Source organism: Verminephrobacter aporrectodeae subsp. tuberculatae, from assembly GCF_026127385.1.
Classification (GTDB): Bacteria; Pseudomonadota; Gammaproteobacteria; order Burkholderiales; family Burkholderiaceae_C; genus Acidovorax; species Acidovorax aporrectodeae.
Genome location: NZ_QZCX01000002.1, coordinates 545645 through 569198, shown reverse-complemented (window position 1 = coordinate 569198; position 23554 = coordinate 545645). Strand labels below are relative to the sequence as shown.

The 23554-nt window shown below is 64.5% G+C and carries 17 protein-coding genes; 3 read left to right on the top strand and 14 right to left on the bottom strand.

The genetic code is table 11. From position 1 onward, the window contains the following. Positions 1–6 precede the first annotated feature (6 nt). Genes D5041_RS10500 through argH form a run of 3 tightly spaced genes read right to left on the bottom strand, consistent with a single transcriptional unit; the run spans position 7 to position 3106 of the window. Complete coding sequence (locus D5041_RS10500) at positions 7–786, bottom strand: amino acid ABC transporter ATP-binding protein (RefSeq protein ID WP_010099814.1); 780 nt, start codon at positions 784–786, stop codon at positions 7–9. Further along, the gene (locus D5041_RS10495) at positions 783–1658 is read right to left on the bottom strand and encodes an amino acid ABC transporter permease (protein ID WP_029553967.1); all 876 of its coding nucleotides are present in this window, start codon (positions 1656–1658) and stop codon (positions 783–785) included. The genes D5041_RS10500 and D5041_RS10495 overlap by 4 nt, the downstream gene beginning before the upstream one ends. Then, positions 1652–3106: an argininosuccinate lyase gene (argH, locus tag D5041_RS10490; RefSeq protein WP_265284673.1), complete on the bottom strand. Its 1455-nt coding sequence runs from the start codon at positions 3104–3106 to the stop codon at positions 1652–1654. The genes D5041_RS10495 and argH overlap by 7 nt, the downstream gene beginning before the upstream one ends. 210 nt (positions 3107–3316) lie before the next feature. Here argH and D5041_RS10485 point away from each other — a divergent pair, with 210 nt between their 5' ends. Continuing rightward, entirely contained in the window at positions 3317–4183 is an 867-nt protein-coding gene (locus D5041_RS10485; protein ID WP_321162580.1) for a LysR substrate-binding domain-containing protein, read from the top strand. Between the two features lie 79 nt (positions 4184–4262). Here D5041_RS10485 and D5041_RS10480 read toward each other — a convergent pair whose 3' ends face one another. From D5041_RS10480 to D5041_RS22000, 11 genes are all read right to left on the bottom strand, one after another. Then, a complete protein-coding gene (locus D5041_RS10480) occupies positions 4263–6860 on the bottom strand; it encodes an AAA family ATPase (protein WP_265284672.1) in 2598 nt (865 codons plus the stop codon). A gap of 253 nt (positions 6861–7113) precedes the next feature. Next, entirely contained in the window at positions 7114–9513 is a 2400-nt protein-coding gene (locus D5041_RS10475; RefSeq protein ID WP_265284671.1) for an aldehyde dehydrogenase family protein, read from the bottom strand. Positions 9514–9544: 31 nt separating this feature from the next. Beyond that, positions 9545–10495 carry a deoxyribose-phosphate aldolase gene (deoC, locus tag D5041_RS10470; RefSeq protein WP_265284670.1) on the bottom strand — a complete coding sequence of 317 codons (951 nt, stop codon included), beginning with the start codon at positions 10493–10495 and terminating at the stop codon, positions 9545–9547. Between the two features lie 16 nt (positions 10496–10511). Then, positions 10512–11513 carry an ABC transporter permease gene (locus tag D5041_RS10465; protein ID WP_265284669.1) on the bottom strand — a complete coding sequence of 334 codons (1002 nt, stop codon included), beginning with the start codon at positions 11511–11513 and terminating at the stop codon, positions 10512–10514. Next, positions 11510–13027 (bottom strand): sugar ABC transporter ATP-binding protein, encoded by a 1518-nt coding sequence (locus D5041_RS10460; protein WP_265281535.1) that lies wholly within the window; start codon positions 13025–13027, stop codon positions 11510–11512. The genes D5041_RS10465 and D5041_RS10460 overlap by 4 nt, the downstream gene beginning before the upstream one ends. Then, the gene (locus tag D5041_RS10455; RefSeq protein WP_265281536.1) at positions 13024–14040 is read right to left on the bottom strand and encodes a sugar-binding transcriptional regulator; all 1017 of its coding nucleotides are present in this window, start codon (positions 14038–14040) and stop codon (positions 13024–13026) included. Before D5041_RS10455 ends, D5041_RS10460 begins: the two co-directional genes overlap by 4 nt. Next, positions 14037–15542: an FGGY-family carbohydrate kinase gene (locus tag D5041_RS10450; protein ID WP_265281537.1), complete on the bottom strand. Its 1506-nt coding sequence runs from the start codon at positions 15540–15542 to the stop codon at positions 14037–14039. Before D5041_RS10450 ends, D5041_RS10455 begins: the two co-directional genes overlap by 4 nt. An 81-nt stretch (positions 15543–15623) precedes the next feature. Continuing rightward, complete coding sequence (locus tag D5041_RS10445; RefSeq protein WP_265284668.1) at positions 15624–16643, bottom strand: galactitol-1-phosphate 5-dehydrogenase; 1020 nt, start codon at positions 16641–16643, stop codon at positions 15624–15626. 47 nt (positions 16644–16690) lie between these two features. After that, a complete protein-coding gene (locus D5041_RS10440) occupies positions 16691–17653 on the bottom strand; it encodes a substrate-binding domain-containing protein (protein ID WP_265257417.1) in 963 nt (320 codons plus the stop codon). 70 nt (positions 17654–17723) lie between these two features. Further along, positions 17724–17927 carry a hypothetical protein gene (locus D5041_RS10435; protein ID WP_265257418.1) on the bottom strand — a complete coding sequence of 68 codons (204 nt, stop codon included), beginning with the start codon at positions 17925–17927 and terminating at the stop codon, positions 17724–17726. Beyond that, the gene (locus tag D5041_RS22000) at positions 17924–18337 is read right to left on the bottom strand and encodes a hypothetical protein (RefSeq protein WP_321161744.1); all 414 of its coding nucleotides are present in this window, start codon (positions 18335–18337) and stop codon (positions 17924–17926) included. The genes D5041_RS10435 and D5041_RS22000 overlap by 4 nt, the downstream gene beginning before the upstream one ends. A gap of 52 nt (positions 18338–18389) precedes the next feature. Between D5041_RS22000 and D5041_RS10425 the strand changes: the two genes are divergently transcribed. Together D5041_RS10425 and D5041_RS10420 are read left to right on the top strand one after the other, a co-directional pair. Beyond that, entirely contained in the window at positions 18390–22880 is a 4491-nt protein-coding gene (locus tag D5041_RS10425; protein ID WP_265281540.1) for a PDDEXK-like endonuclease domain-containing protein, read from the top strand. Further along, complete coding sequence (locus D5041_RS10420) at positions 22880–23413, top strand: hypothetical protein (RefSeq protein ID WP_265257420.1); 534 nt, start codon at positions 22880–22882, stop codon at positions 23411–23413. The genes D5041_RS10425 and D5041_RS10420 overlap by 1 nt, the downstream gene beginning before the upstream one ends. The last annotated feature ends 141 nt before the right edge of the window (positions 23414–23554 follow it).

Below are 23554 nucleotides of genomic sequence, written 5' to 3'. Positions count from 1 at the left end.
AAGGGATCATTTGCGCACGGCCGCGATGAATTCGCGCGTGCGGGGGTGTCGGGGTTCGAGCAGGACCTGGTCGGGCGTTCCGATCTCGACGATCTGGCCATGGTCCATGAACATCACGCGGCTCGCCACTTCGCGTGCAAAGCCCAGTTCGTGGGTGACGACGAGCATCGTCATTCCCGAACTGGCCAGGTCGCGCATGACCGAGAGCACCTCGCCGACGAGTTCCGGATCGAGCGCCGAGGTGGGCTCGTCGAACAGCATCAGCTGCGGCCGCATCGCCAGCGCGCGCGCAATCGCCACGCGCTGCTGCTGCCCGCCGGACAACTCGATCGCAAACGCAGCGCTCTTGTGCGCCAGGCCGACGCGCGCCAGCAGCGCCTGCGCCTCGGCAATGACCTGCTCGCGCGCGCGGCGCTGCACGCGCAGCGGGCCTTCGATCAGGTTCTCCAGCACCGTCATGTGCGGAAACAGGTTGAAGTGCTGGAACACCATGCCGGTCTTCAGGCGCTGGCGCGCGATTTCGGAATCCGAGAGCGCGTGCAGCCGGTTGCCCACGCGCCGATAACCGACCAGTTCGCCGCCCACCCACAGCGCGCCCTCGGTCACGGTTTCGAGCTGGTTGATGCAGCGCAGGAACGTGCTCTTGCCCGAGCCCGAAGGGCCGATCACGCACAGCACCTCGCCGACCGGGATATCGACCGTGATGCCCTGGAGCGCCTGGAACGCGCCGAAGCGCTTGCCGACGGCGACGGCGCGCACGATGGGGGCCTTGTCGTGCGCGCTCATTGCCGTGCGGCGCGGCGGCCGGCGCCGCGCGCGAAATGGGACTCGACGCGCGACTGCAGCAACGCGAACACGGTGACCACCACGATGTACCAGATGCCGGCGACGATCAGCAGCTCGATCACGCGTGCGTTGGCGTAGTAGATGTTCTGCGCGTTGTGCAGGATCTCGGCGTACTGGATCACGCTGGCCAGCGAGGTGAGCTTGATCATGCCGACGAACTCGTTGCCGATGGGCGGAACGATGACGCGCATGGCCTGCGGCAGGATCACGCGGCGCAGCGCCAGCATGCGCGGCATGCCGATCGACTTGGCGGCCTCGTACTGGCCAACGTCAACCGACAACAGCCCGGCGCGCACCACCTCCGAGGTGTAGGCCCCCTGGTTGATTCCCAGGCCCAGCAGCGCGGCAAGAAAGGGGCTCATCACGTCCACGGTGCGCAGCTCCCACACGCCCGGGATGCCGATGCTCGGAAACACCAGCGCGAGGTTGAACCACAGCAGCAGTTGCAAGATCACCGGCGTTCCGCGAAACAGCCAGACGTAGGCGCGCGCGACCGTGCTGAGCACCGGGTTGCTCGACACCCGCATCACCGCCGTGACCACGCCCAGCACCACGCCCAGCGCCATCGCCAGCACGCTCATGACGACGGTATTGCGCAGGCCGACCAGGATGGCTTTGGCCGTGAGAAAGCGCCCCACGTACTGCCATTCGATCTGGCCGCGCGCGAACGCGTTCACGACGAGCAGCAGCACCGCAAGAATCAGCGCGCTCGCGACGTAGCGGCCCCAGTAGCGCCGCGGCACATGCTGCAAATGGGAGATGTCCGTGGGTGTCCCTGCCTCCACGGTCCGGCCGCTGCCGGCGGCTAGCATCGCGGGCCGGCGTAGGCGCCGTGGATCCATTGGTGCTGCTGCGCCAAATTGGCCTTGGCGCGCGCGATCTGCTCGGCCACCCGCTGCGGCGCAGTGCCGCCACGCCCCGTGCGCGCGGCGACCGCAGCCTCCGGCGTCAGGCGCTGCAACACGGCGGGCGTCAGGCGCGCATCGACCTGCGCCAGCAGGGCCTCGGACACGGCGCCCAATTCGATCCCCCGGGCCTCGCAGGCCCGCACCAGTGCGCCGGTCACCTCATGCGCCTGGCTGAAGGGAACGCCCGTGAGCGCCAGCCAGTCCGCCACCTCGGTCGCGAGCGTGAAGCCCAGCGGCGCCTGGCGCCGCAGCTGCTCGACGTTCACGCGCATCGTCCGGATCATTCCGGTCATCGCCGGCAGCACCAGTTGCAGTGTGTCCACGCTGTCGAAGGCCGCGCTCTTGTCTTCGGCCAGGTCGCGGTTGTAGGCCAGCGGCAGGGACTTGAGCGCCGACAGCAGGCCCACCAGGCGGCCGATCAGGCGGCCCGCCTTGCCGCGGCTGAGCTCCGCGATGTCGGGGTTTTTCTTCTGCGGCATGATCGAACTGCCGGTGCAGTGGCCGTCGTCCAGGTCCACCCACTGGAACTGCCGCGACGCCCACAGCACCACGTCTTCCGAGAGCCGTGACAGCTCGACGGCAAGCATGCTGGTGACGAAGAGGAACTCGCACACATGGTCCCGGGCCGCGACCGCGTCGATCGAGTTCTCGCACGGCGCGTCGTAGCCGAGTTCGGCGGCCGACAGTTCGGGGCTGCGGCAGATCGCCGACCCCGCCAGGGCCGCAGCGCCCAGCGGCGAACGCGCGCTGCGCCGATCCCAGTCGATGAACCGGTCGATATTGCGGCCGATCGCCTGCGCATGCGCCATCAGGTGGTGCGCGAACACGATGGGCTGCGCCGGCTGCAAGTGCGTGAGCCCGGGCGCCAGCGTGCCGATGTGCTGCGCGGCCTGCGCCATCAGCGCGCCTTGCAGCGCATGCACCGCGGCGGCGATGCTGCGGGCCTGGTCGCGCAAATAGAGCTTCAGGTCGTTCGCCGCCTGGTCGTTGCGCGAGCGGCCCGCGCGCAGCTTGCCGCCAACGGAGCCGAGCCGCTCGGTGAGCACGCGTTCGAGGAAGGTATGAACGTCCTCGTCGGCCTCCGAGGGCTCCACCGCGCCGGCCCGGTAGTCTTGCTCCAGCACGTCCATGCCGGTCAGGAGCTCGTGCAACTCGCCGCCGTTCAGGATGCCTGCGCGCAGCAATTCACGCGCATGCGCGCGCGACCCCGCGAGGTCATAGGGCACCAATCGAAAGGCACCGGGTTCCGAGCGCGACAACGCCCTCAATGCGGCCGCTGGTTCTGACTTGAAACGTGCGCCCCACAGACGGTGACGGGGGCTGGGACTGAGGCTGGCTTGCTGAAATTCCATGGTCGGGGATCGTAGTAACTAAATGCATCGACGGAAACTGAAATTCATGCTTCCAAAAGTTGCAAAAAATATCAGCATTTCCGCACCCCTGTGCAAGCAGGGGGCGTGGCCTGAATTTTGCCCGCGTACGGTCCCTTTTCCGAAAATCACGAGAAAAATCGCATGCCCGACCCCGCAAAACGGCCTCCGTCCAAAAGCCGTTTGCCCCCTTTGAATGCCCTGCGTGCCTTTGATGCGATTGCGCGCCATCTGACGGTGGCCAAGGCAGCGGACGAACTGAACGTGACCCCGAGCGCGGTGAGCCACCAGCTGCGCACGCTGGAAGCGGCACTTTGTGTGCAACTTTTTTGTCGCAACAAGACCCGTTTGAAACTCACGCAGCACGGCGAGGCGCTATGGCCCTCGGTGCGCTCGGCGTTTCAGATGATTGCGCACGCGGCCGCGAAACTCGGCGACCCGGCGATGGTCGGCCACCTCGTGGTGTCGGCACCGGAGGGGCTGAGCTCCAGGGTGCTGGCACGCCATATCGGCGAATTCCTGTCGGCGTACCCGGAGGTACGGTTCCGCCTGATCGCATCGAACGAGGACAAGGACGTCTACTCGTGCGCGGTGGACCTGTGCATCCGCTACGGCTCCGGCATCTGGTCGGACCGCCAGGTTCGCCTGCTGACGCACGTGGAGCTCTTTCCGGTCTGCAGCCCCGCGCTGATCGACGACCACCGGAGCATCCGCTGCATCGACGAACTGCGCCACCACCCGCTGCTGTGCGAGGACGGCAGCACCGAATGGACCCGCTGGCTCCTGGGCGCCGACGTGCCGCTCGCCGACTTCCGGATGTGCGCCATGGGCAACGCGCACATCGCCATGGAGGCCGCCGTGCGTGGGCAGGGTGTCGCGCTGGGCAACAGCCTGCTCGTCGGCGACGACCTCGCAGAGGGACGCCTGGTCCGTTTGTTCGAGCGCAGCGTCCCGGCCAAGCACGCCTACTACCTGGTATGCCGCCACGAAACCAGCGAAAGCCCGCTCGTCGCGGCCTTCACCGAATGGATCCTGGCCCGGGTCCGCGGCCATGGCTGAGACGGCCGGGTGTTGCGCTCCAGGAGGTGTGCAACAACCGCCGCGTGGCACGTCTCAATCTTGCTATCAGAACTTTATTTTATTTTTGGATTCGTTCGTTCTTGGCTTTGCGCCAAGTTTCGAGCGCCTCGACATCTATGGAAAGCTCGCTGGGTTCCGGCATGGCGGGGTTTGCTTCCATCGCCCCGTCATGGCCGGTGAAGGTCGAGCACTTGGACATGTTTTGCTCGATGGTCGCAATATCCTCAGGGCTAACGACGACTTTTTTGAGGCGATTGGTCTCGACACTCTTACGGAATCTCATGACCACGCCATTGAAGAGCAACTCCTCGACTGCGCGCTCCCATGACATCCGCAGATGCGAATAGAGGTCGCGGACGACGCGCTGGTATCCCGCGTCATCGTTGTCCTTTCGCAGCTTCTCGCATTCGACCTGCAATTGACGGAGTTGCCCGACGCGATCTTTCGTAGAGGCGCCTTCGAATGGGAGGGTGAGATCGGCCACGCCAAATCCTTGGGAGCCGCGCCTCAACGTGAGGCAAGTGGGCTCAGCTTCCAACTTCCGCGACTCCTGCATCAGGACGTTGAGAAAATATAGGTCATGGGTCAACACGATGACTTGACGGTTCTGTGCTTCCTGGGCCAATCTGCTGGCGACGCGTTCGCGCCGTGCGTGGTCGAGCGAAGAGACTGGATCGTCGAGAACAATTCCGCCTCGGCCTTTACCAAGCTTCAACTCGGCCAAGAACGATGCGATGGCGATGGCGCGTTGTTCGCCTTCGCTCAGGATGGCCGAGGGATTATCGCCTCCGCGTGGCAATTCCAAGGCAAGCTTGAACTGCATTTTTCCGCCAGGCGACGCTGGCCTCATCGCGACTTGCAACTGATGGGCATTGAGGCATTGCAACTCCGCATTGAGAGCATCAGCGACCTCCTGAGTCGCCATGGTCTTGGAGAGCTCCGTGGACTTTCGGGATATGCCCGTGGTCGAAATCGAGTCGGCGCACGCTTTGAGCTTGCCGCACAGGACAAACTTGGCGATTGCATTGAGGACCAAGGATTTGATTTCTGCGAGGCGTCGTCGCGCATCCAGTTCCGCCTGTTCTTGGACCATGGCGGCTTTGGCCTTGTCGTCCATCGAATCGTGCAACGCCTTGGCATCGGCCTGAAGTTTGGTTGAAACAGCGTTCAATGTTTCGCTTGGGTCGGTGGGCAGCGCTGCGATATCTTCCCAGTCAACCTTCCCGGCCGCAGCCTTCAATACAGTGGCTTGGCGATCAGTCAGCGCCGTTTGCATTGCGACGCAGGCGGTGGCCAAGTCGGCCCGCATGTCGGCTAATTCTTTGGACAGAGCATCGTCGATCACCAAGTCGAGCTTGGCTTGTTCTATGGCCTTGTATGCGACGGCGGCAGTGGCACGAGCCGATTTGGCCAGCTTCTCGGCCTCTTGCTGGATGAAAGCGTCGAAGGCCGCGATTCGGGTGGAGCCGTCATCGCCTAAGGTGTTCTGGCATAGAGGGCAGACCGAGTCCGCTGGAAGATGGGGAAAGGTATGCGCAGCATGAGACTCCTCCGCGTAGGTCCGGGCTGTTTCAAACAAGGCTTGCCAAGCCTCGCCGCCAGTGCCCGGCAGCAGCCCAGGCGTTTTCTTGAACGCCTCCGCGGCGAGCAGTGCGGCCTTCTTTGCCACATTGGATTTTTCGATCAGCACCCGCAACGCCGCAAACTTCGCGTCATCGACCAGGGCGATGGCGGTTCCGATGCGGGTTGCCAAGCTGGTGAAGCGCGACGCCCGCAGCCTGAGGGTTTGGGCCTTCTGTTTCGGATCAGTCTCGGTCAAGGCCCTGTTGAGCATTGCGAGCCGGTCGGTGTCGGCATCCGTCAGCGTGGCCAAAGCCTCCACGTTGGCTGGGCTGGTTCTTGCGGAGAGTCCAACGAGCATGGCGCCGACTTTGGTGCCGGTTCTGGACAGCGCTGCGAATGGTTCCGTGTTGGGCTTGTTATCAGCCAGCTCTTTTGTGGCCCTACCTTTGACGGTGACGCAAGTCTTAACCAGTCCTTCAAGGATGTCCAAACCGTATGGAACGTATGCGAAATCCCCCTCGTTGTCGACATAGGCGCGGGCGCAGTGCGCGTCGAAGATAGCGATCTCCGAAAGTTGCTCCGGGGCCTCCTGCCCATGCGTCCATCGGAGATCGATCACAGTCCCATTGATCATCACCTCGAAGATGGCGGTGGCGACAGCGGGTTGGCCAGGGGGCTTGCGCATGTCGGCGAGGATGGGCTCTCCCCGGACCCGAGCCCGACAGGCTTGTTTGAGCACTCGCGAATAGCCGGATTTCCCCGCGCCATTCTCACCGTAGATGATCGTCAGGCCGGAAGCGGAAATCGGAAGTCGATGGCCCTCGACCAAGGCGTTCACATTTTGGAGATTCTTGATCGCGCTGATCTGGACCACCCGATTGGGAACGGCTGGAGCGGCGAACTGCGCGGCCGCCAGCGTGGAGGTAACGCGTTTCTCAGAGTCTTCAATCCCATGCTCGGCCTTCGCCAGGGCGAAGAGGTCTTCCATATCTGCCGAAGCAAGCGAGCGATCGGCGTATAGACGGGCAATGGCTTCCTGTTGCCATGGTTGCAACGTTTGCGACCATTGGCGGATTTCCTGAATGATGCTCATCAGCGCTTCTCCTGAAAGGCGGCGGCGTTCGTTGGAATCGATTATTGTAACTATTCAGCCCCCTGCGTCAGAATGGTTGTCGCCTCCATGGAACCAAGAACCGGGGCGGCGCTGAAGGACAAAAATGGCTCGATACGAACAAGCATTCAAGGACAAGGCGGTGGTCCAATTTGCGACCGATGCCGTCCGTTTTTAGGTGTCCAGTAGCAGACCGTCCATGTCAAAGACGACGTGCAGCACCAGGACTGCCGCCCTACTCCCCGTAAGGGATCCAGATGTTTTTCACCTGGCAGGCATGGCGCAAGTATTCGCCGCCTTGGGCCTGTTCGGGGGCAGTCCAGTCGGTGTGCCGGCTTTGTGCCCAGACGGATTTCAGGTTGCCGGCGGAGGCTGCGCGCATCCGAGCTGCGCCGGTGGCTGGCCCGAAGTACCACAGCGCGGCGACGTCGTCGTGCAGCGCGAGCACCTCGGCCAGGTCGTCGCTGTCGCCGAACACGATGTTCAGCGCGCCGTCAGGCACGTCGCTGGTGTCCAGCACCTGGGACAGGTCGGCAAACATCAGCGCGGTGTGCGCTGGGGGAATCAGCACCACGCGGTTGCCCACGGCCAGCAGGGGCAGGGTCAGCGAGAGCGCGCTGAGCAGCGCGGACTGCGCCGGACTGCGCAGGCCGACCACGCCAAAGGGTTCGTTCATGGCCAGGGTGACGTGCGCCGTGAGCGTGGCGTGCGCGCTGCCGTCGTTCTTGTCGGCGATGGCCGCGTAATGGAATACGCGCTCGAGCACCTGTTCGAATTGCCGGGTCGCGGCGGCTTCGCTGATTGCGTCCATGGCCCGCAGATGGGCCACCAGGCAGTCGGCACGCGCCGCCAGGTTTTCGGCAAAGCAGTACAGCACCTGCGCCCTGGCGTGGCCACTGGCCTTGGCCCAGCCAGACGCCTTGTGCGCGGCTTCGACCGCGTTGCGTACGTCCTTGCGGCTGCCCAGGCCGGCGTGGCCCAGCAGCGCGCCGCCATGGGAGTGCACAGCAAAGCTGTACCCCGAATCCGCCCGGGTGTGCTGGCCGCCGATGTAGAACTTGGCGCTGCGGTCTATGGGCTGCGCCGCAAGCGCTGCCGTGGGTTCGGGGTGCGCGCTCGGATGCAGCCGCGCAGATTCCGGTTCTTCCAGCGCGCTGGCCGTGCGCAGCCACTTGGGGACCAGGTATTCGTGCATGCCTTCGCGTCCGCCTTCGCGGCCAAAGCCACTCTCGCGGTAGCCGCCAAAGCCGGCGGCAGCGTCGAACAGGTTCGCGCCGTTGATCCAGACCACACCGGCGCGCAGTTCGGCGGCCACGGTCAGACAGACGTTGACGTTCTCGGACCAGACCGATGCCGCCAGGCCGTAGCGGCTGTTATTCGCCAGCGCCACGGCTTCGTCGAGCGTGCGAAAGCCCATGGAGACGACGACCGGGCCGAAGATTTCCTCCTGCGCCAGGGGATGCGCGGCGGGCACGTTTTCCAGGAAGGTGGGCGGAAAAAAGTGACCGCAGGCCGGCGGCTCCAGCGCGCCCTGCCAGCAAGCAAGGCCCTCGGCGCGGCCGGCGGCGACCATCTGGCCGATGCGCTGCAGTTGCACGCCATCGACGATCGCGCCCATGTCGCTCGACTTGTCCAGCGGGTTGCCCACGCGCAGCCTCTGCATGCGCGCGCGCAGTTTTGCGCCAAAGCGTTCGGCGATGCTTTCCTGCACCAGAATGCGCGAGCCGGCGCAGCACACCTGGCCCTGGTTGAACCAGATCGAATCGACCACGCCTTCGACGGCGGCGTCGATGTCGGCGTCGCCGAAGACGATGAAGGGCGACTTGCCGCCCAGCTCCAGCGACAGCTTCTTGTCGCTGTCGGCGCTGGCTTTGCGGATCGTGCGGCCCACTTCGGTGGAGCCGGTGAAGGCGATCTTGTGCACCTCCGGGTGCCGGACCAGGTGGGCGCCGGTGTCGCCGTCGCCGGTGACGATGTTGACCACGCCCGCAGGCAGACCGACCCCAACGCACAGCTGGGCAAAGGCGATGGCCGTCAAGGGGGTGAGCTCGGCGGGCTTGAGCACCACGGTGCAGCCCGCGGCCAGCGCCGGGGCCAGCTTCCATGCGAGCATCAGCAGCGGAAAGTTCCAGGGAACGATTTGCCCGCACACCCCCACGGCTTCATGCGCCGGGAATTCGCTGGCGAGCAACTGGGCCCAACCAGCGTGGTGGTAGAAGTGGCGCACGGCCAGCGGCAGATCGACGTCGCGCGACTCGCGGATGGTCTTGCCGTTGTCCATGCTCTCCAGCACGGCAAGAAAGCGCGCATGTTTTTGCAGGTGGCGCGCGATCGCGTAGAGATGGCGTGCCCGCTGGTGGCCGCCGAGCGCCGCCCAAGCCGGCAGCGCCTGGCGCGCCGCGGCCACGGCCTGGTCCACGTCGTGCGCACCGCCCTGCGCCACCAGGGCCAGGCGCTCTTCGGTCGCGGGGTTGAACACGCCAAAGTACTCGCCCGCTGCGGGGGCGACGAACTGGCCACCGATGAAGTGCCCGAAGCGCATCCCGTGGGCGCTGAGCCACTGGTTCACCGGGGCGGGGGATTCGGGTGACGGACCGTAGTCCATGGTGCGGAGGATGTCGCTCACAGAGGTCATGGTGGGTGGTCGTTGCCGTGCGGGTATTTCTTCAGACCATGGCGTGCTGGTGCAGCGCGCCATAGCGGCCCGTTACGTGGTGCTCGAGCTGGCGTTCGATGTCGCCCAGCAGCGCGCTGGCGCCGATGCGCAGCAGGTCGGGTTCGAGCCAGTCGCGGCCCAGTTCTTCGTTCATCAGCGTGAGCCAGTGCAGCGCGTCCCGGGCGCTGCGGATACCCCCTGCGGGCTTGAACCCGATGGCGTAGCCCGTGGCGTCGCGGTAGTCGCGGATGGCCCGGCACATCACCAGGCTCACCGGCAGCGTGGCGTTGACCTCCTCCTTGCCGGTGGAGGTCTTGATGACGTCGGCGCCGGCCATCATCGCGACCATGCTGGCCTTGTAGACGTTGCGCAGGGTCTTCAGCTCGCCGGTGGCCAGGATGGCCTTCATCTGCGCCGCGCCGCAGCGCACGCGCATGGCTTGGACTTCCTCGTACAACGCGCCCCAGTGCTGGCCCAGCGCATGCGAGCGGGTGATGACGACGTCGATTTCGCGCGCGCCTTCGCCGAGCGCATGGTCAATCTCGGCCAGCCGCTCGCGCATCGGCGTCAGCCCCGCCGGGAAGCCCGTGGCGACCGAGGCCACCGGAATGCCCGAGCCTTGCAGCGCGCGCACGGCCGCGGGCACCATGCTCGGGTAGACGCACACGGCGGCCACCTTCGGGGGCGCTGCCTCCAGCCCCAAGCCGGCGACGAGGTCGCGCCGCAGCGGGTTGCGCGCCTTGGCGCACAGGCGCGCCACGCGCTGCGGCGTGTCGTCGCCGGCCAGGGTGGTCAGGTCGATGCAGGCCATGGCCTTGACCAGCCAGGCCGCCTGCCACTGCTGCTTGAGCGCGCGGCGGGTGCTCAGCGATTCGGCGCGGCGCAGCGCAGCGGGGGTGTTCACCTGCGCGTGCTCGAACAGGGTCGGGTCGAGCGCGATTCCGGGGTTGCGGATGGTCATGGGGAGGGGAGCGGGCTCAGCTGCGCCCGCTATGGTGGTCCAACAGCCGGTTCAACAAGATCGCGGCAACGATGATCACGCCGGTCATGGTCATCTGGTAGAACGATCCCAGGCCCAGCAGGTTGAAGATGTTGCGCAGCACCTGCAGCAGCATGACCGCGACGGCGGTGCCGAGCACGCCACCGCGGCCACCGAACAAGCTGGTGCCGCCGAGCACCACGGCGGCAATCGCGTCGAGTTCCAGGCCCTGCGCCGCCGTGGGCTGGCCGATGTTCAGGCGCGAGGTCAGCAGCACGCCGCCCAGCGTGGCGAGCAGGCCGGAGAGGGCAAACACGGCCGTGACGACCGGCCTGATCGGCACGCCGGACAGGCGCGCGGCCTCGGCGTTGCCGCCGCAGGCGCGCAGGTATTCGCCAAACACGGTTCTGCGCAGCACCCAGGCGGCGGCGCAGGCGATGGCGATGAAGGCCAGCCCCATGGCCGGGAACGGCAGGTCGAGCCCGGGAACCAGGTTCAGCATCAGCGAGCCGAACCGGCCGAACGCTTGCGGCAGGCCGCCCAGCGGCGTGCCGTCCGAGATCAGATAGGTCAGGCCGCGAAAGCTCACCAAAGCGGCCAGCGTGATGATGAAGCTCGGAACCCGGGCGTAGATCGACAGCGCGCCGATGCCGGCGCCGATCAGCGCACCGCTGGCCAGCGTGAGCGCTACGGCCAGCGCAATGGGCAGGCCCTGCGTGAGCAAGGTGGCCACCAGCATGCCGCCAAAGGCGACCAGGCTGCCCACGGACAAATCGATGTTCGCGGTGAGGATCACGAAGGTCATGCCGACCGCGACGATGCCGACGATGGCGGCCTGCTGGAACAGGTTGGCGATGTTGTGCCAGGTCAGGAAGTTGTCCGACAGCCGGGTCGCGATCAGCACCACGAGCGCGAAGATGGCCAGGAAGTTGTAGCGCAGCACCCCCTCGCGCCAGGACAGGCGCGGGGCCGGGGCCGCCGCAAGGGTATTCGTGCTCATGCTTTCTGCCCCAGGATGGTGGTGTGCAAGACCTGTTCGCGGCGCGTGGTTTTCGGGTCGAAGCAGGCCACGTTGCGGCCCTCGTGCATGACCCAGATGCGGTCGCAATGGGCGTACAGCTCGTCGAGCTCGCTGCTCGCCACCACGATCGCTGCGCCCTGCTCGTCGGCCAACTGCCTGGCCAGCGCGTAGAGGTCGGCCTTGGCACCCATGTCCAGACCGCGGCCGGGCTCGTCGAGCAGCAAGAGGCGGCTGCCGGCGATGAGCCACTTGGCAAACACCACTTTCTGCTGGTTGCCGCCGGACAGCTGGCGCACGGGCTGCTCCACGTGCGACAGGCAGGTGCCCAGGTTTTTCAGGACCCGGGCGGCGCGCTCCTTCAGGGCGCTGCGTTGCAGCAGCGTTTTGCGGCGCAGAAAGGGCAGGCAGGCGTTGATGAAAACCGGCGCGTCGAGCACCAGGCCCTGGGTCTTGCGGCTTTCGGGCACCAGGCCCACGCCGCGGGCAATCGCCTCGCGGGGCGAGCGCGGCGCGTAGGGCCTGCCGTGCAGCGTGACCCGGCCGCGAAACCGGCCGTCGCCAAACAGGGTGCGCAGCAGGCTGCTGCGCCCGGAACCGTTCAAGCCGGTCAGGCCGACGATCTCGCCCTGGTGCACGCGCAGGTCCTCGATGGCCAGGCCATTCGGACCATCGAGGGTGTGCACGTGCAGCGCCACCGCGCCCTGCGCTCTGGAGCCCGGGTCCGGGGCCCGCTCGGGCAGCGTGCGCTGCGCGCCCACCACGGCCGCGACCAGCGTGCGCTCGTCCACGTCGGCCAGGCGCCAGGTGGCCACCGTGCGGCCGCCGCGCAGCACCGTGGCGCGCTCGCAGAGGCTGCGGATTTCATGCAGGCGGTGGCTCACGTACAGCACCGCAACGTCGTTGCGTGCCAGGTCGCGGATGACCTCGAACACCTTGGCGACTTCGCGTTCGTTCAGCGCGGCGGAGGGCTCGTCCATGACGATCAGCCGCGCCCGGGTGGTCAGGGCCCGGGCGATCGCGGTCAGCTGCTGCTGGGCCACGGACAGGTTCTCGACCCGGGTTTGCGGGCCAAAGCCGGCCCCCACGCGCTCCAGCGCCCGGAGCGCCAGCGCGCGCCGGGCCGGGGCGTCGATCAGCCCGCGGCGCCGGGGCGCATGGCCGAGCAGCAGGTTTTCTTCGACGCTCAGCTGCGGCACCAGATCCAGCTCCTGGTAGATCATCGCGATGCCCGCGCGCCGGGCGTCCTGCGGGCTGCGCAGCCGCAGCGCGCGGCCATCGAGCACGATCTCCCCGGCGTCGGGCGGGTGGGCGCCGGCAATGATTTTCATCAAGGTGCTCTTGCCCGCGCCATTCGCGCCGAGCAGGCCGTGCACCTCGCCGCTGCGGATGGTCAGCGAGGCGTCGCTCAGCGCCACCGCATTCGGCGCGAAGGTCTTGGCCAGATGGCGCACGCTGAGCACCTCCGGTCGCAGGGGATGGGCGTCGGTCCTCATGTCTTCTCCAGCAAGAATTCGGCGCTGGCCTCATCCGTCACCAGCACGTTGATGTAGCGCGCGAGCAGGCAGGCTTTCACCGCCCGGTGCTTGGCCCGGCCGACACCCACGCCGATCGCGTGCGCCTTGTCGCGCAGCAGCTGGGGCGCCAGCCCGATGGTGCGGGCGTCCAGGTCGGGGCTGATGATGTGGCCCTCTGCGTCGATGAAACGGCCCAGGATGTCGCCCACGGCACCGGCATCGAGCAGGGTCTGCAGCAGGCCGGAATCGATGTAGCCGGACTGCACCAGCACCGAGTTCTCCGACAAGGAACCAATCCCCACGCAGGCCACGGAGGCCTCGCGCCCCAGGCGCATCACCTCGCCGATGACCGGGTCTTCTTCGAGCACCTGGCGGGTCTTGGAACTGCCCACGATCGCCGGCACCGGCAGCAGCGTGGCCAGGCCCTTGGCCGCCTGCGCAAAGCGTTCGGCGACGCCGTGCACCGGGCCGCCATGCTCACGGATGTTCGCCACGCCATTGAGCAGCACCACGTGCACGCCCCGGTTCCAGCCCACGGGCAGCCAGCGGGCCATCGCGCTCATCGTGTGCCCCCAGGAGACGCCCACCAGCGACGGCCTGGGGCTCAGGCTGGCCAGGTAGCGCCCGGCCTCTTGCGCCGCGGTGCTGAGCGTTGCCGCGTCCTCCGCGCTGCTCTGCAGCACCAGCGCTTCGCGCAGGCCGTAGCGCTGTTGCAGCGCGTTTTCCAGCGCCAGGCGCCGGGTCGGGCGCGGGATGATTTCCACGCGCACGATGCCGGCCTCGCGCGCCTCGCGCAGCAGGCGCCCGACCTGCCAGCGGGTCAGCCCCAGCGTGTCGGCGATATCGGCCTGGGTGTGCTCCAGGTGGTAGTAGCGCTTGGCGATCTGCACCATGATCTGCTCGCGCCGCTCCTGCGAGCCCATGCGCACGGACAACTGCTCATCGGCGTGCACCGTGGCGCTGCGCCCGGTCTCGCACCGCCTGCGGGTCATGGCGCGCTCCCGCCGCGGCCGGCAAACAAGGGCTGCACGGCCTCGGTGGCCGCACGGTAGCGCGCGAGCATCCGGGAATAGCGCGCGTGCATTCCGGGGTCGGGCAGGAGGCGCCGGAACGGCTGCGCGTGCTTGTGCACCCCGGCGACCAGGCTGGCCGACTCGCCCAGCGCATTCAGCGCCGAGATCGCGGCGCCGATGAGCGTGAGGTTCTCCTGGTCGGCCACGTCGAAGGGCATGCCGCAGGCATCGACGGTGGCTTGCAGCCACAGGGGATTCTTCTGGATTCCGCCGGCGGCGACGACGCGCGCAATGGGCACGCCGGACTGCTCGAGCACGCGCACCACGTTCGCCGACCCCAGCGCCACGGCGTCCACTGCGGCGCGGTAGATTTGCGCGCGCTCGTGCGAGAGCGTCAGGCCCAGCACCGCGCCGCGCAAATCGGGCGCGCGGTAGGGCGTGCGGTTGCCCATCCAGTAGTCCAGCACCAGCAGCCCGCTGGCGCCGGGCAGCTCGCGCGCCGCCTCGGCCATGAGCTGGCGCTGACCGGCGGCGTCCAGGCCGAATATCTTGCCGGCCAGCCAGTCCATCACCGACCCGGCCGATACTTGGCCGCCTTCGATCAGCCAGGAGTTGGCGATCAATGCATCCGGGTAAGGGCCCCACATGCCGGGCGCGGCGATGCGGTTTTCCGTGTGGATCAAATGGACGATGGAGGTGCCGCCGATGAACAGCAACTGCGCGGGCGCGATGGTGCCGGCGCCGAGCATGGCCATGTGCGCGTCTATGCCGCCCTGCGCCACCAGCACCTGCCCGCGCAACCCCAGGTGTTCCCGGGCCGCGGCAGACAGATGGCCGGCGACCCCGCCCACCGGAACCACCTGCGTTGGCAGCTTGTCGAGCAGACCGGGGGCGCCGAGCGCGGCAAACAGCTCGGGAAAGAATTTTTGCTGCAGCGGGTCGTAATTCCATTTGCAGCAGGCGTTCAGGCGGGACGCGGTCCAGGCCCCGGTGAGCTGGAAGTTGATGAAGTCCTGCGCCTCGCAGATGCGCTCCGCCCGGGAATACACGCCAGGCTCATGGCGTGCCAGCCAGGCCGCCTTGGGAACCAGCCATTCGACGGCGTTCGCGCCGCCACTGAAAGCCATGACCGGATGCGGCGGGTCCGGCACCCGCGCGGCCTCCTGGCTGGCGCGGCAGTCCATCCACAACAAGGCCGGGCGCAGCGGCGTACCCGCTGCATCGCTCACCACCACGGTTGACGACGTGGTACAGACGCACAGCGCCGACACCCGGGGCCGGCCGTGCCGGGCCATCAGCGCCTGGCTGGCCCGGCCCAGGGCCGCCCACCAATCGAGCGGCGACTGCTCGGCCCAGCCCGACCGGGGGTGGCGCGTGTCGTAGCCGGCCTGCTCAAAGCCAATCAGCGCACCGCACGCGCTGTCGTACAGACCCGCGCGCACGCTGCCGGTGCCGAAATCCAGACCCATGACGACTGCCACTGCATGTCTCCTGTGCCCCCGGTTGGCAAACACCGGCTGGGCGTTGATTCGATGGCCACGCGCTGCTGTCCGACCTCCCCCTCAGTGGGGGCGGAACAGCACCTTCGCAGCAGCCTCTTTTTTCTGGGCAAAACTCTGGAAAAGGGACTTCAGCGCTGCCAACGGCAGGTCATGCGTGACCATGAATCTCCACTGCAACTCGCCGCTGGCCAGCTTGGCCAAAGATACCACCCACTCCTGCCCGGGGAAGGGCGTGCCAAACGAGTTCCAGGCGCCGGTCAGCGTGATTTCCTGGCGCAGCAGGTGGTTGAAACTCGCGCCTTCCAACGCCACGTCGCCCGCGGGAATGCCTATGCACACCACCATGCCGCCGGGCGCTGCCATGCGGATGGCCTGGTTGATCGCCGTGGGCTGGCCTGCGGCCTCGACGACCAGGTCGCACGGGGGCAGGCCGTCGATCGGCTCGCCGCTGCGCACGGTATGCGTGGCACCGGCCTGGCGCGCCAAGGTCAGCTTCTTCGGGTCGATGTCCACGCCGATGACGTCCCGGGCGCCGAGCAGCCTCATCCACTGGATGGCGAACAGGCCAATCGGTCCGCAGCCGACCACGGCGCCGACGTGACCCAGCGTGAACCGGCTCTTCCAGATCGCGTGCAGCGCCACGGCGGCCGGGTCGGTCAGCGCCGCAGCCGCCGGGTCCATGCCCTCGGGGCACTTGAACAGGTTCTTTTGCGGCACATTCACGTATTCGGCGTAGGCGCCGTCGCGGCGGCTACCAAAATAGTCGTAATCGCTGCAACGCGAGGGAAAGCCGCGCGCGCACTGCGCGCATGCACCGCAGGGCAGCAGCGGCGGCACGGTGACCAAGTCGCCAACGGCAAAGCCTTGCACACCCGGGCCCAGGGCCTCGACGTGGCCGGAGAATTCATGCCCGCAAATCAGCGGCATCCGGTGCGCGCCCTTGTGGAGCATGCGCGCAATGTCCGAGCCGCACACCCCGCAGACCGCCACCTTGACCAGCGCGTGGCCGGCCTGCACCTCGGGCTTGGGTTTGTTTTCCAGCCGGATATCGCCCGGCTGGTGCATCACGGCTGCACGCATGGTGCGGGGGCGGCGGCTGGCGTTCATGGGATGGCAGCTACCGGGCATCACTTGAAGACCGCGGGACGGTATTCGGCAAACAAACCGGCGCGCTTGAACTCGGCCACATTCGCCCGGGTCACGGCCCGGGTGCCGGCATCGACAAAGGCAGGGACTTTCTTGCCGGCGCTGATTTCGCGCGCCGTCTGCACCGCCATATCGCCCAGGTAACGCGGATCGTTCAACGCGGTGGCCAGGTACTGCCCGCCGCTGGACATGCTCGCCAGGGCCTCCGAGAGGCCATCGACTCCGGCCACGTACACGTCCTTCTTGCCGGCCTCGGTGAGCACCTTCAGCGCCCCCATGGCCATGTCGTCGTTGTGCGCGTAGACCAGATTCACGTCGGGGTGCGCCTGCAACAAGTCCTGCATCGCGGTCACGGCGTTGGCGCGGGTGTATTCGGCGTAGGGACCGGCAACGATCTTGAAGCCCGAATTCTTCAGCGCCGCATGAAAACCGTCGCGCCGCGCCGCCATCACGGTGCCGCCGGCGTCGCCCTGGATCTCGATGACCTTGCCCCGGCTCAGGCCCTTTTTCTTCAGCTCGGCGAGCACCGCCTCCCCCACGACCCGGCCCATTTTCAGATTGTCGCGGCCCAGGTGCGCGGTCGGGCCACCCCCGTTGACGCTGCGGTCCACAGTAATGACCGGAACACCATTCTTTTTGGCAGCGGCCAGCGCGGGCCTGACGGCGTCCGGGTTCACCGGATTGATGATCAGCACGTCCACCTTGCGCGTCAGCAGATCCTGGATGTCGTTGTTCTGTTTGTTCACGTCACCATTCGCATCAAGCAATATCAGCTCATCCCCACCGGCCCTGGCCGCCGCCTCGGCACCCTCCTTGAGTTGCACATAGAACGGCGACTGCAACGTCACTTGGCTAAAGCCAATTTTCAAACCCGCAGCCTGGACCACCGGGGCCAGTACGGTCATACCGGCTGCGGCGACGGCAGTGCCTAGAAAGGTGCGCATAGCGGGGGCGATTCGGATTCGATGCATCATGTGGGTGGTTCTCCAATAAATTCCAGGCAGTTTGGTTTGTTCAGATGGTCAGCGTGTGCTCGTCTTTTGCAGATTGTGGGGAACATCGGGGGGTTTCGGGAGAATGAAAAGCGTTTTCAGGGAATATCATGAGGGCGCAAAATATGCTTTTTTGCACATATGAGCAAAAATGGGATTTGCACTGACTTTGGGAGGTTGCGTCGTCGGCCTTGGCCAGCTCTTCGGTCAAGCGCAGTTCCGTCATTGAGTTCCTGTGTCAGAGAGGTGGCGCCGGAAATCGAGCCGGATGCGGCGCCCCGGTGCCGCCGCGCTGTGCGTCGCGGTCAGTGCGCGCCTCCTGCGAGCCGAGCATGCGCTGCTACCGCCGACGAAGTCGTCGAACGCCTTTTCTGTCCCGCGGATGACGTGGCGGCGGATGAACTCCACGCCCTCGGCCGCGCCGGCGTCAGGCTCCGCGCCTGCATGCGCAGGCATGCGTCGCTGTCCGGCGCTGAGCAAGAGCAGTTGGAAATAGCCAGCACCTTGCTCCTGCGCCCCAGGGCCGCCCTGATCGACGCGCCTTCGATCGACCTGTCGCTGATGTGGCAATTTGGACTTGACCACGGACTGAAATGAATTCCCAATGGATTCGTATCTGACAAAAAAATAAATCAACAGAGCAGTAACCTCCCAGCAACAATAGCGCCATGAAAGGGCACTCTTTTTTATGAATTCGCAAGCTGCGCGTGTTATCGACCTGCTCACCTACATTGAGGAAGTAGAAAAACTGAAGCGCAAACCTGTGTATGTTGTTCCCAGTGATTTTTTTGCATCCCACCAAGCCGAGCTTGCGACATTGCCGGAGTTGCAGCTGAACATGCTCGAGTCCAATGGAGAGGTGTGGCTCCGCATACCGCGCATGCAAGAAATTCCGGCTCCGGTGATGCCCCCCAAGTTGATGCCTTGGGTGACTATCTCCAAGATCCATGACAAGCCTCCTGTGCTGAATGGCACGCGGCAGATAATGAAAGAGGATGTCAATGCAAGCCCCGAGCAGTTGGAAAATCATCCTGACATTCCACCATTGTTTGACTGGTATCTCTCGTTCCAGTGGATGCCATGGCGCACGGCAGAGAAGACTCGCCGCAAGACCATCGCGCTCTACAACAGACTGTTCTCGCTGTCGCGGATGCTCTCTACCGATGGGGTGGAGAACTCTATGGAACTCGTCTGGGGACTGGGAATGGCGTCCTGGGAAAAACCGGGCAGTGCGTCCAAGGTTGAGCACCCGCTGATCACGCAGGCGTGCGAACTGCGCCTAAACGAGAAAACATTTGCTCTGGAAATTTCTCCACGCCGCCAAGTGAACGCCAAAATGGAGCTCGATTGTTATGTCGATATGGGGCTCGGTGCAGTGACGGTGCTTGAGAACGTTTGGAAGGGAATTCAGCAGTCCGAGCATGCATCTCCTGTGAATCCTTTTCTTCCGGACACCTTTGAGGAGGTGCTGAAGACGGCTGTTGCCCAATTGGACTCCACGGGTCGATACGAGTCGTACTCAGGGGACTACTCTTTGCCAACTCCTGGCGCGAACCTCGTTGTTTCCCGTGCATGGGTCGTGTTTGCGCGCAAGCGTTCTGTTGACATCTTTCTCGAAGATGTGCGTCGGCTCAAATCCGTGCTCGAAGGCGGTGCGGAAGTACCCGCTGTCATCAAGGAATTTGTGACCGAGGGGGACTCGGTGGTGCGCGCCCCGCCCGAAGTGGCTTTCCGGGGGCTCTCGAGCAGTGCATCAGGGCAAGATGTGCGCGACCTGTACTTCCCCATGCCTTACAACGATGAGCAGGTGTCTATCGCCTCCAAGTTGGAGAACAACAGCGGTGTGGTGGTCCAGGGACCACCCGGGACAGGCAAGACCCACACCATTGCAAACATCATTTGCCACTTCTTGGCACAAGGCAAACGGGTGCTGGTGACCTCCAAGGGCGACACGGCCCTGTCCGTGCTTCAGGAAAAACTCCCCGAGCGCATCCGCGCGTTGAGTGTGGGACTCCTTTCGAATGAGCGAGACGGGATGCGCCAGTTCGAGCATTCGATCGCCAAAATTGCAACGGAGGTCTCAGGCATTCAACCCGGGGAAATCCAGGCGAAAATTACGGCTTGTGAAGAACAACTGAACGAGTTGCATGCACGCATTTCAGCCGTTGATCACGCCATCAACCAAGACGCTTCCGAGAATATGCAGAAGTACCAGATCCATGGGAAGGAATTCACACCAGGAGAATTGGCCAAGCTGGTCATGGAACAGATGGACGACCACCAATGGTTTGAAGATGTTCCTCCGGCCGGTACTGCGGATAACCCGCCCATATCGGAAACCGATGTCCAATTGCTTCGCCACGCACGTGCGCAGTGCAAGACCGATTTGCACTGCGTAGGCGTTACCCTCCCCGCCCTGTCCGCATTGCCAACCTGGGAAATTCTGAGCGATTTGCATCGCGATATCATTCGCGCGAAGACCATCGAAAAAGATGTGGAAACTGGGGAAATATTCCCCCTCAAGGATTCCTCCGTTGAAACCTTTGCCGCAGCGTCAGCACTTTCCCCCACGCTGACCAAGTACATCGATGTGCTGCGTAGCGTGAAAGCACATCCCCTTGGAGCGAACTTGCTTCCAAGGTTGAGGAAAATGCCGCAAGACGATGTCTTGATCATGGAACTCATCGAGTTCAATAAACGTTTTCGGAAACTCGATGACGAGCGCAAGCGGTTCGTTGCGAAAGCAATTGACGCCCCGGTGGATTCCGAAAAGAACCCGGATTTTCTGGATGCCTTGGGGCGCCTCGAAGAGGGCAAGAGCGCCTTTGCCTTTCCCTTCGGGAAGGGTGATGCACGCAAGCAAATACACGAGATTACCGTCGCCGGCGTGAAACCAGCTGATGCTGCGCAGTGGAAGCTGGTACGGTCCGCCATGGAATGGCGCTTGGCCGCCAACCAAGAACTGGCTCGCTATGGTGCAATTGGCGTCGAGTTCGGTTTGGATTCTGTGTCCCGTCAAGACCTGTACGCTGGTGTGCGCAGCGCGGCCAAACAGTTGGGCATTGTCGAAGCCGCCCACGACGTGGTCTTCGGCGTGGAGTGCGGGCTATTCGCTGGCATAGAGCGTGTATTTGGTGCGCGGGTGGCTACCCATCTGGACGGCGACCGTGAGGAGGCCAGCCTTCTTGCCGTGGTTGACAGCCTGGATTCTCATCTCGAGAAAGGGCGGCTTGGCTACGCCATGGGCAAAGTTGCCGAATATGCGGGGCTTGTAAACCGCGCTCACGGGGTGTTTCCGTGCCAATTGGGAAATTTTCTCCAGGAGCGCCTGGGATCGCCCTCCGAAGATGACGCTATTTTGCGAACAGACTGGATGTCGCTCCTGGATGAACTCAAGAGGCTGACCGTGCTCAAGCCCCAACTGGACATTATCGAAACCACTTGCAATGTTCTCAGGACAGGAGGGGCTCCGGTGTGGGCGGCCAAGCTCCGCACCGTCGCGCCGACGTCAGACTTCGACCCGCACCTGCCCACCAATTGGCGTGATGCGTGGATGTGGCGTATCGCCCATAGTTTGCTGGAGCGAATCGACGTCCATTTCAAACTGCGCTCCCGATTTGACGAGCGCCGGAAACTCACCGCGCAGTTGGCCAAAACCTACCAAGATTTGGTCGCCGACCGCGCTTGGCTGGGCGTGTACAACAACTCTCCCGCAAGCATCCGCCAAGCCCTGCAGGAGTATCTGACCGCTATCCGGGCGATAGGCGCTGGCACGGGTGTCCGGGCAGAGCGCCATCGGCGAAACGCCCAAGCTGCGATGCAGCGCGCCCACGCGGCGGTTCCTTGCTGGATTCTTCCCCAGTGGCGCGTGTCTGAAACCATGCCTGCCACGTTGGGACTATTCGATCTGGTGATTGTGGATGAGGCATCCCAGTCCGACATTTGGGCGTTTCCCGCACTCCTGCGCGGTCGCAAGCTCTTGGTTGTCGGCGATCACAAGCAGGTGTCACCCTCGGTCGTAGGAATGACCGAGAAAGGGTTTGTGGACCTTGGGGCTCGATGCCTGAAATCCCAGCCCCACGGCAGCAACATGACACCGGACAAATCCATCTACGACTTGGCGTGCGTGGTGTTCGCAGGCAATTCGGTCATGCTCAAGGAGCACTTCCGATGTGTTTCTCCCATCATCGAATACTCAAACCGCGAGTTCTACAACGGCGAAATCCGACCATTGCGGGTACCAAAATCCACAGAGCGACTCGACCCTCCCTTGATTGATGTATTCGTCAAAGGTGGCCAGCGCAAGGGAGACCGAAATCCCCTGGAGGCGAAGGCCATCGTGGACGAAATCATGGCCATCCTGGCTGACGATTCCCTTGCTGGCCGCACTATCGGAGTCGTCACTCTGGTGGGTATCGACCAGGCAAAGCTGATTCACGAGTTGATCACCCGGGAAATTCCGCCCGAAGCGGTGATTGATCGCAAGATTACGGTGGGTCCTCCCCCGTCGTTCCAAGGCCGGGAGCGGGACATCATGATGGTGTCTACGGTGCTGCAACCTGGCGACAGGTCTGCGGCCAACTCACTGGGCCAGCAACAGCGCTTCAATGTGGCGCTCTCGCGCGCAAGGGACCGGACATATCTCTTTCGCTCGGTGGAAGATGGCGCTTTTCCCCCGGATAGCCTTACCGGTCGATTGCTTCGGCATTTCCGTCAGCCCTTCATGCAAGACCCGAAAGTCACTTCCGTCGCGCGAGACTTGTGCGAATCCGGTTTTGAGCGGGATATGTTCGACGCCCTGACCCGCCCGGGCTTTCGGGTCCGGCCGCAAGTTCCTTGCGGAGGCTTCCGAATCGACTTCGTAGTGGAAGGCAGTGACGGGCGCCGCTTGGCGGTCGAATGCGATGGCGACCAGTTCCACGGCCCGGGACAATGGAGCGCGGACATGGCGCGGCAGCGTGTGTTGGAGCGGGCGGGGTGGGTCTTTTGGCGATGCTTCGCCTCAAGCTTTGTGCGCCGCCGACAAGAGGTGCTGGGTGATTTGTTCGGCACGCTCCATCAACTGGGTATTGAGCCCCTCGGTGACACTCCGCAAGATAACTCCGTTTGGGTCATGTCAAGGACGGTAGATCTCCAGGGTCTTGATGCTGCTGAAGAAATAACGGAAGAGAGCGTTTGATGTCCCGGCCGTACCACCACCATGCATTGGAGCAACTGCAAGTCTTGTACGAGTCCAATTTGGACAGCCTGGAGATTCTCGAAACTCTGGAAATTGAGCTGAACCTTCGGGCAACGAAGGCATCCGTGGCTTTGCAGGATCGGATTCTGAAGCAGTTGGACAAGCTCACACAGAGCGGGGACTCACGCTCACCCCCCTCGGTGCCATCCCCCATTGCGTTGCCGCCGGCAGCAACCGTAGCACCCCCGAAACTGGCGACAACAACGGCGGCTACCGCGTGGTCAGCCACCCCTCCCGCAGTTGCCGAACCTGCGGCAACCATGGCGCTGCAGGACGCAGAGCGCATCCTTGGCGTCCGAAATGACGCGCCATGGGCAACTGTTGAATCGGCACGGTTCACAAAAGTAGCTCCATCAAGCCCCGACGCCCTGGCTGGGCTGAAAAAAACCGAGGCGGCGAAAAGAGTCGCTGATGCCAAGGCGGCAAACGCCGCGTACCTGACCCTTCTGAGTTTGCGTTGTCTGGTGTTTTAGTCGGCGTTGTTGTATAAAAATCTGCCTGCCAGCCCCTTCACACCCGTTGAGATCACGTGAGGTTGTTGTGTCCCACACGAAACGATGAAGAGCGCCTTCCAGAGTACCCCCCAGTTTGAAACCAATGAAAAATCCAGTCCT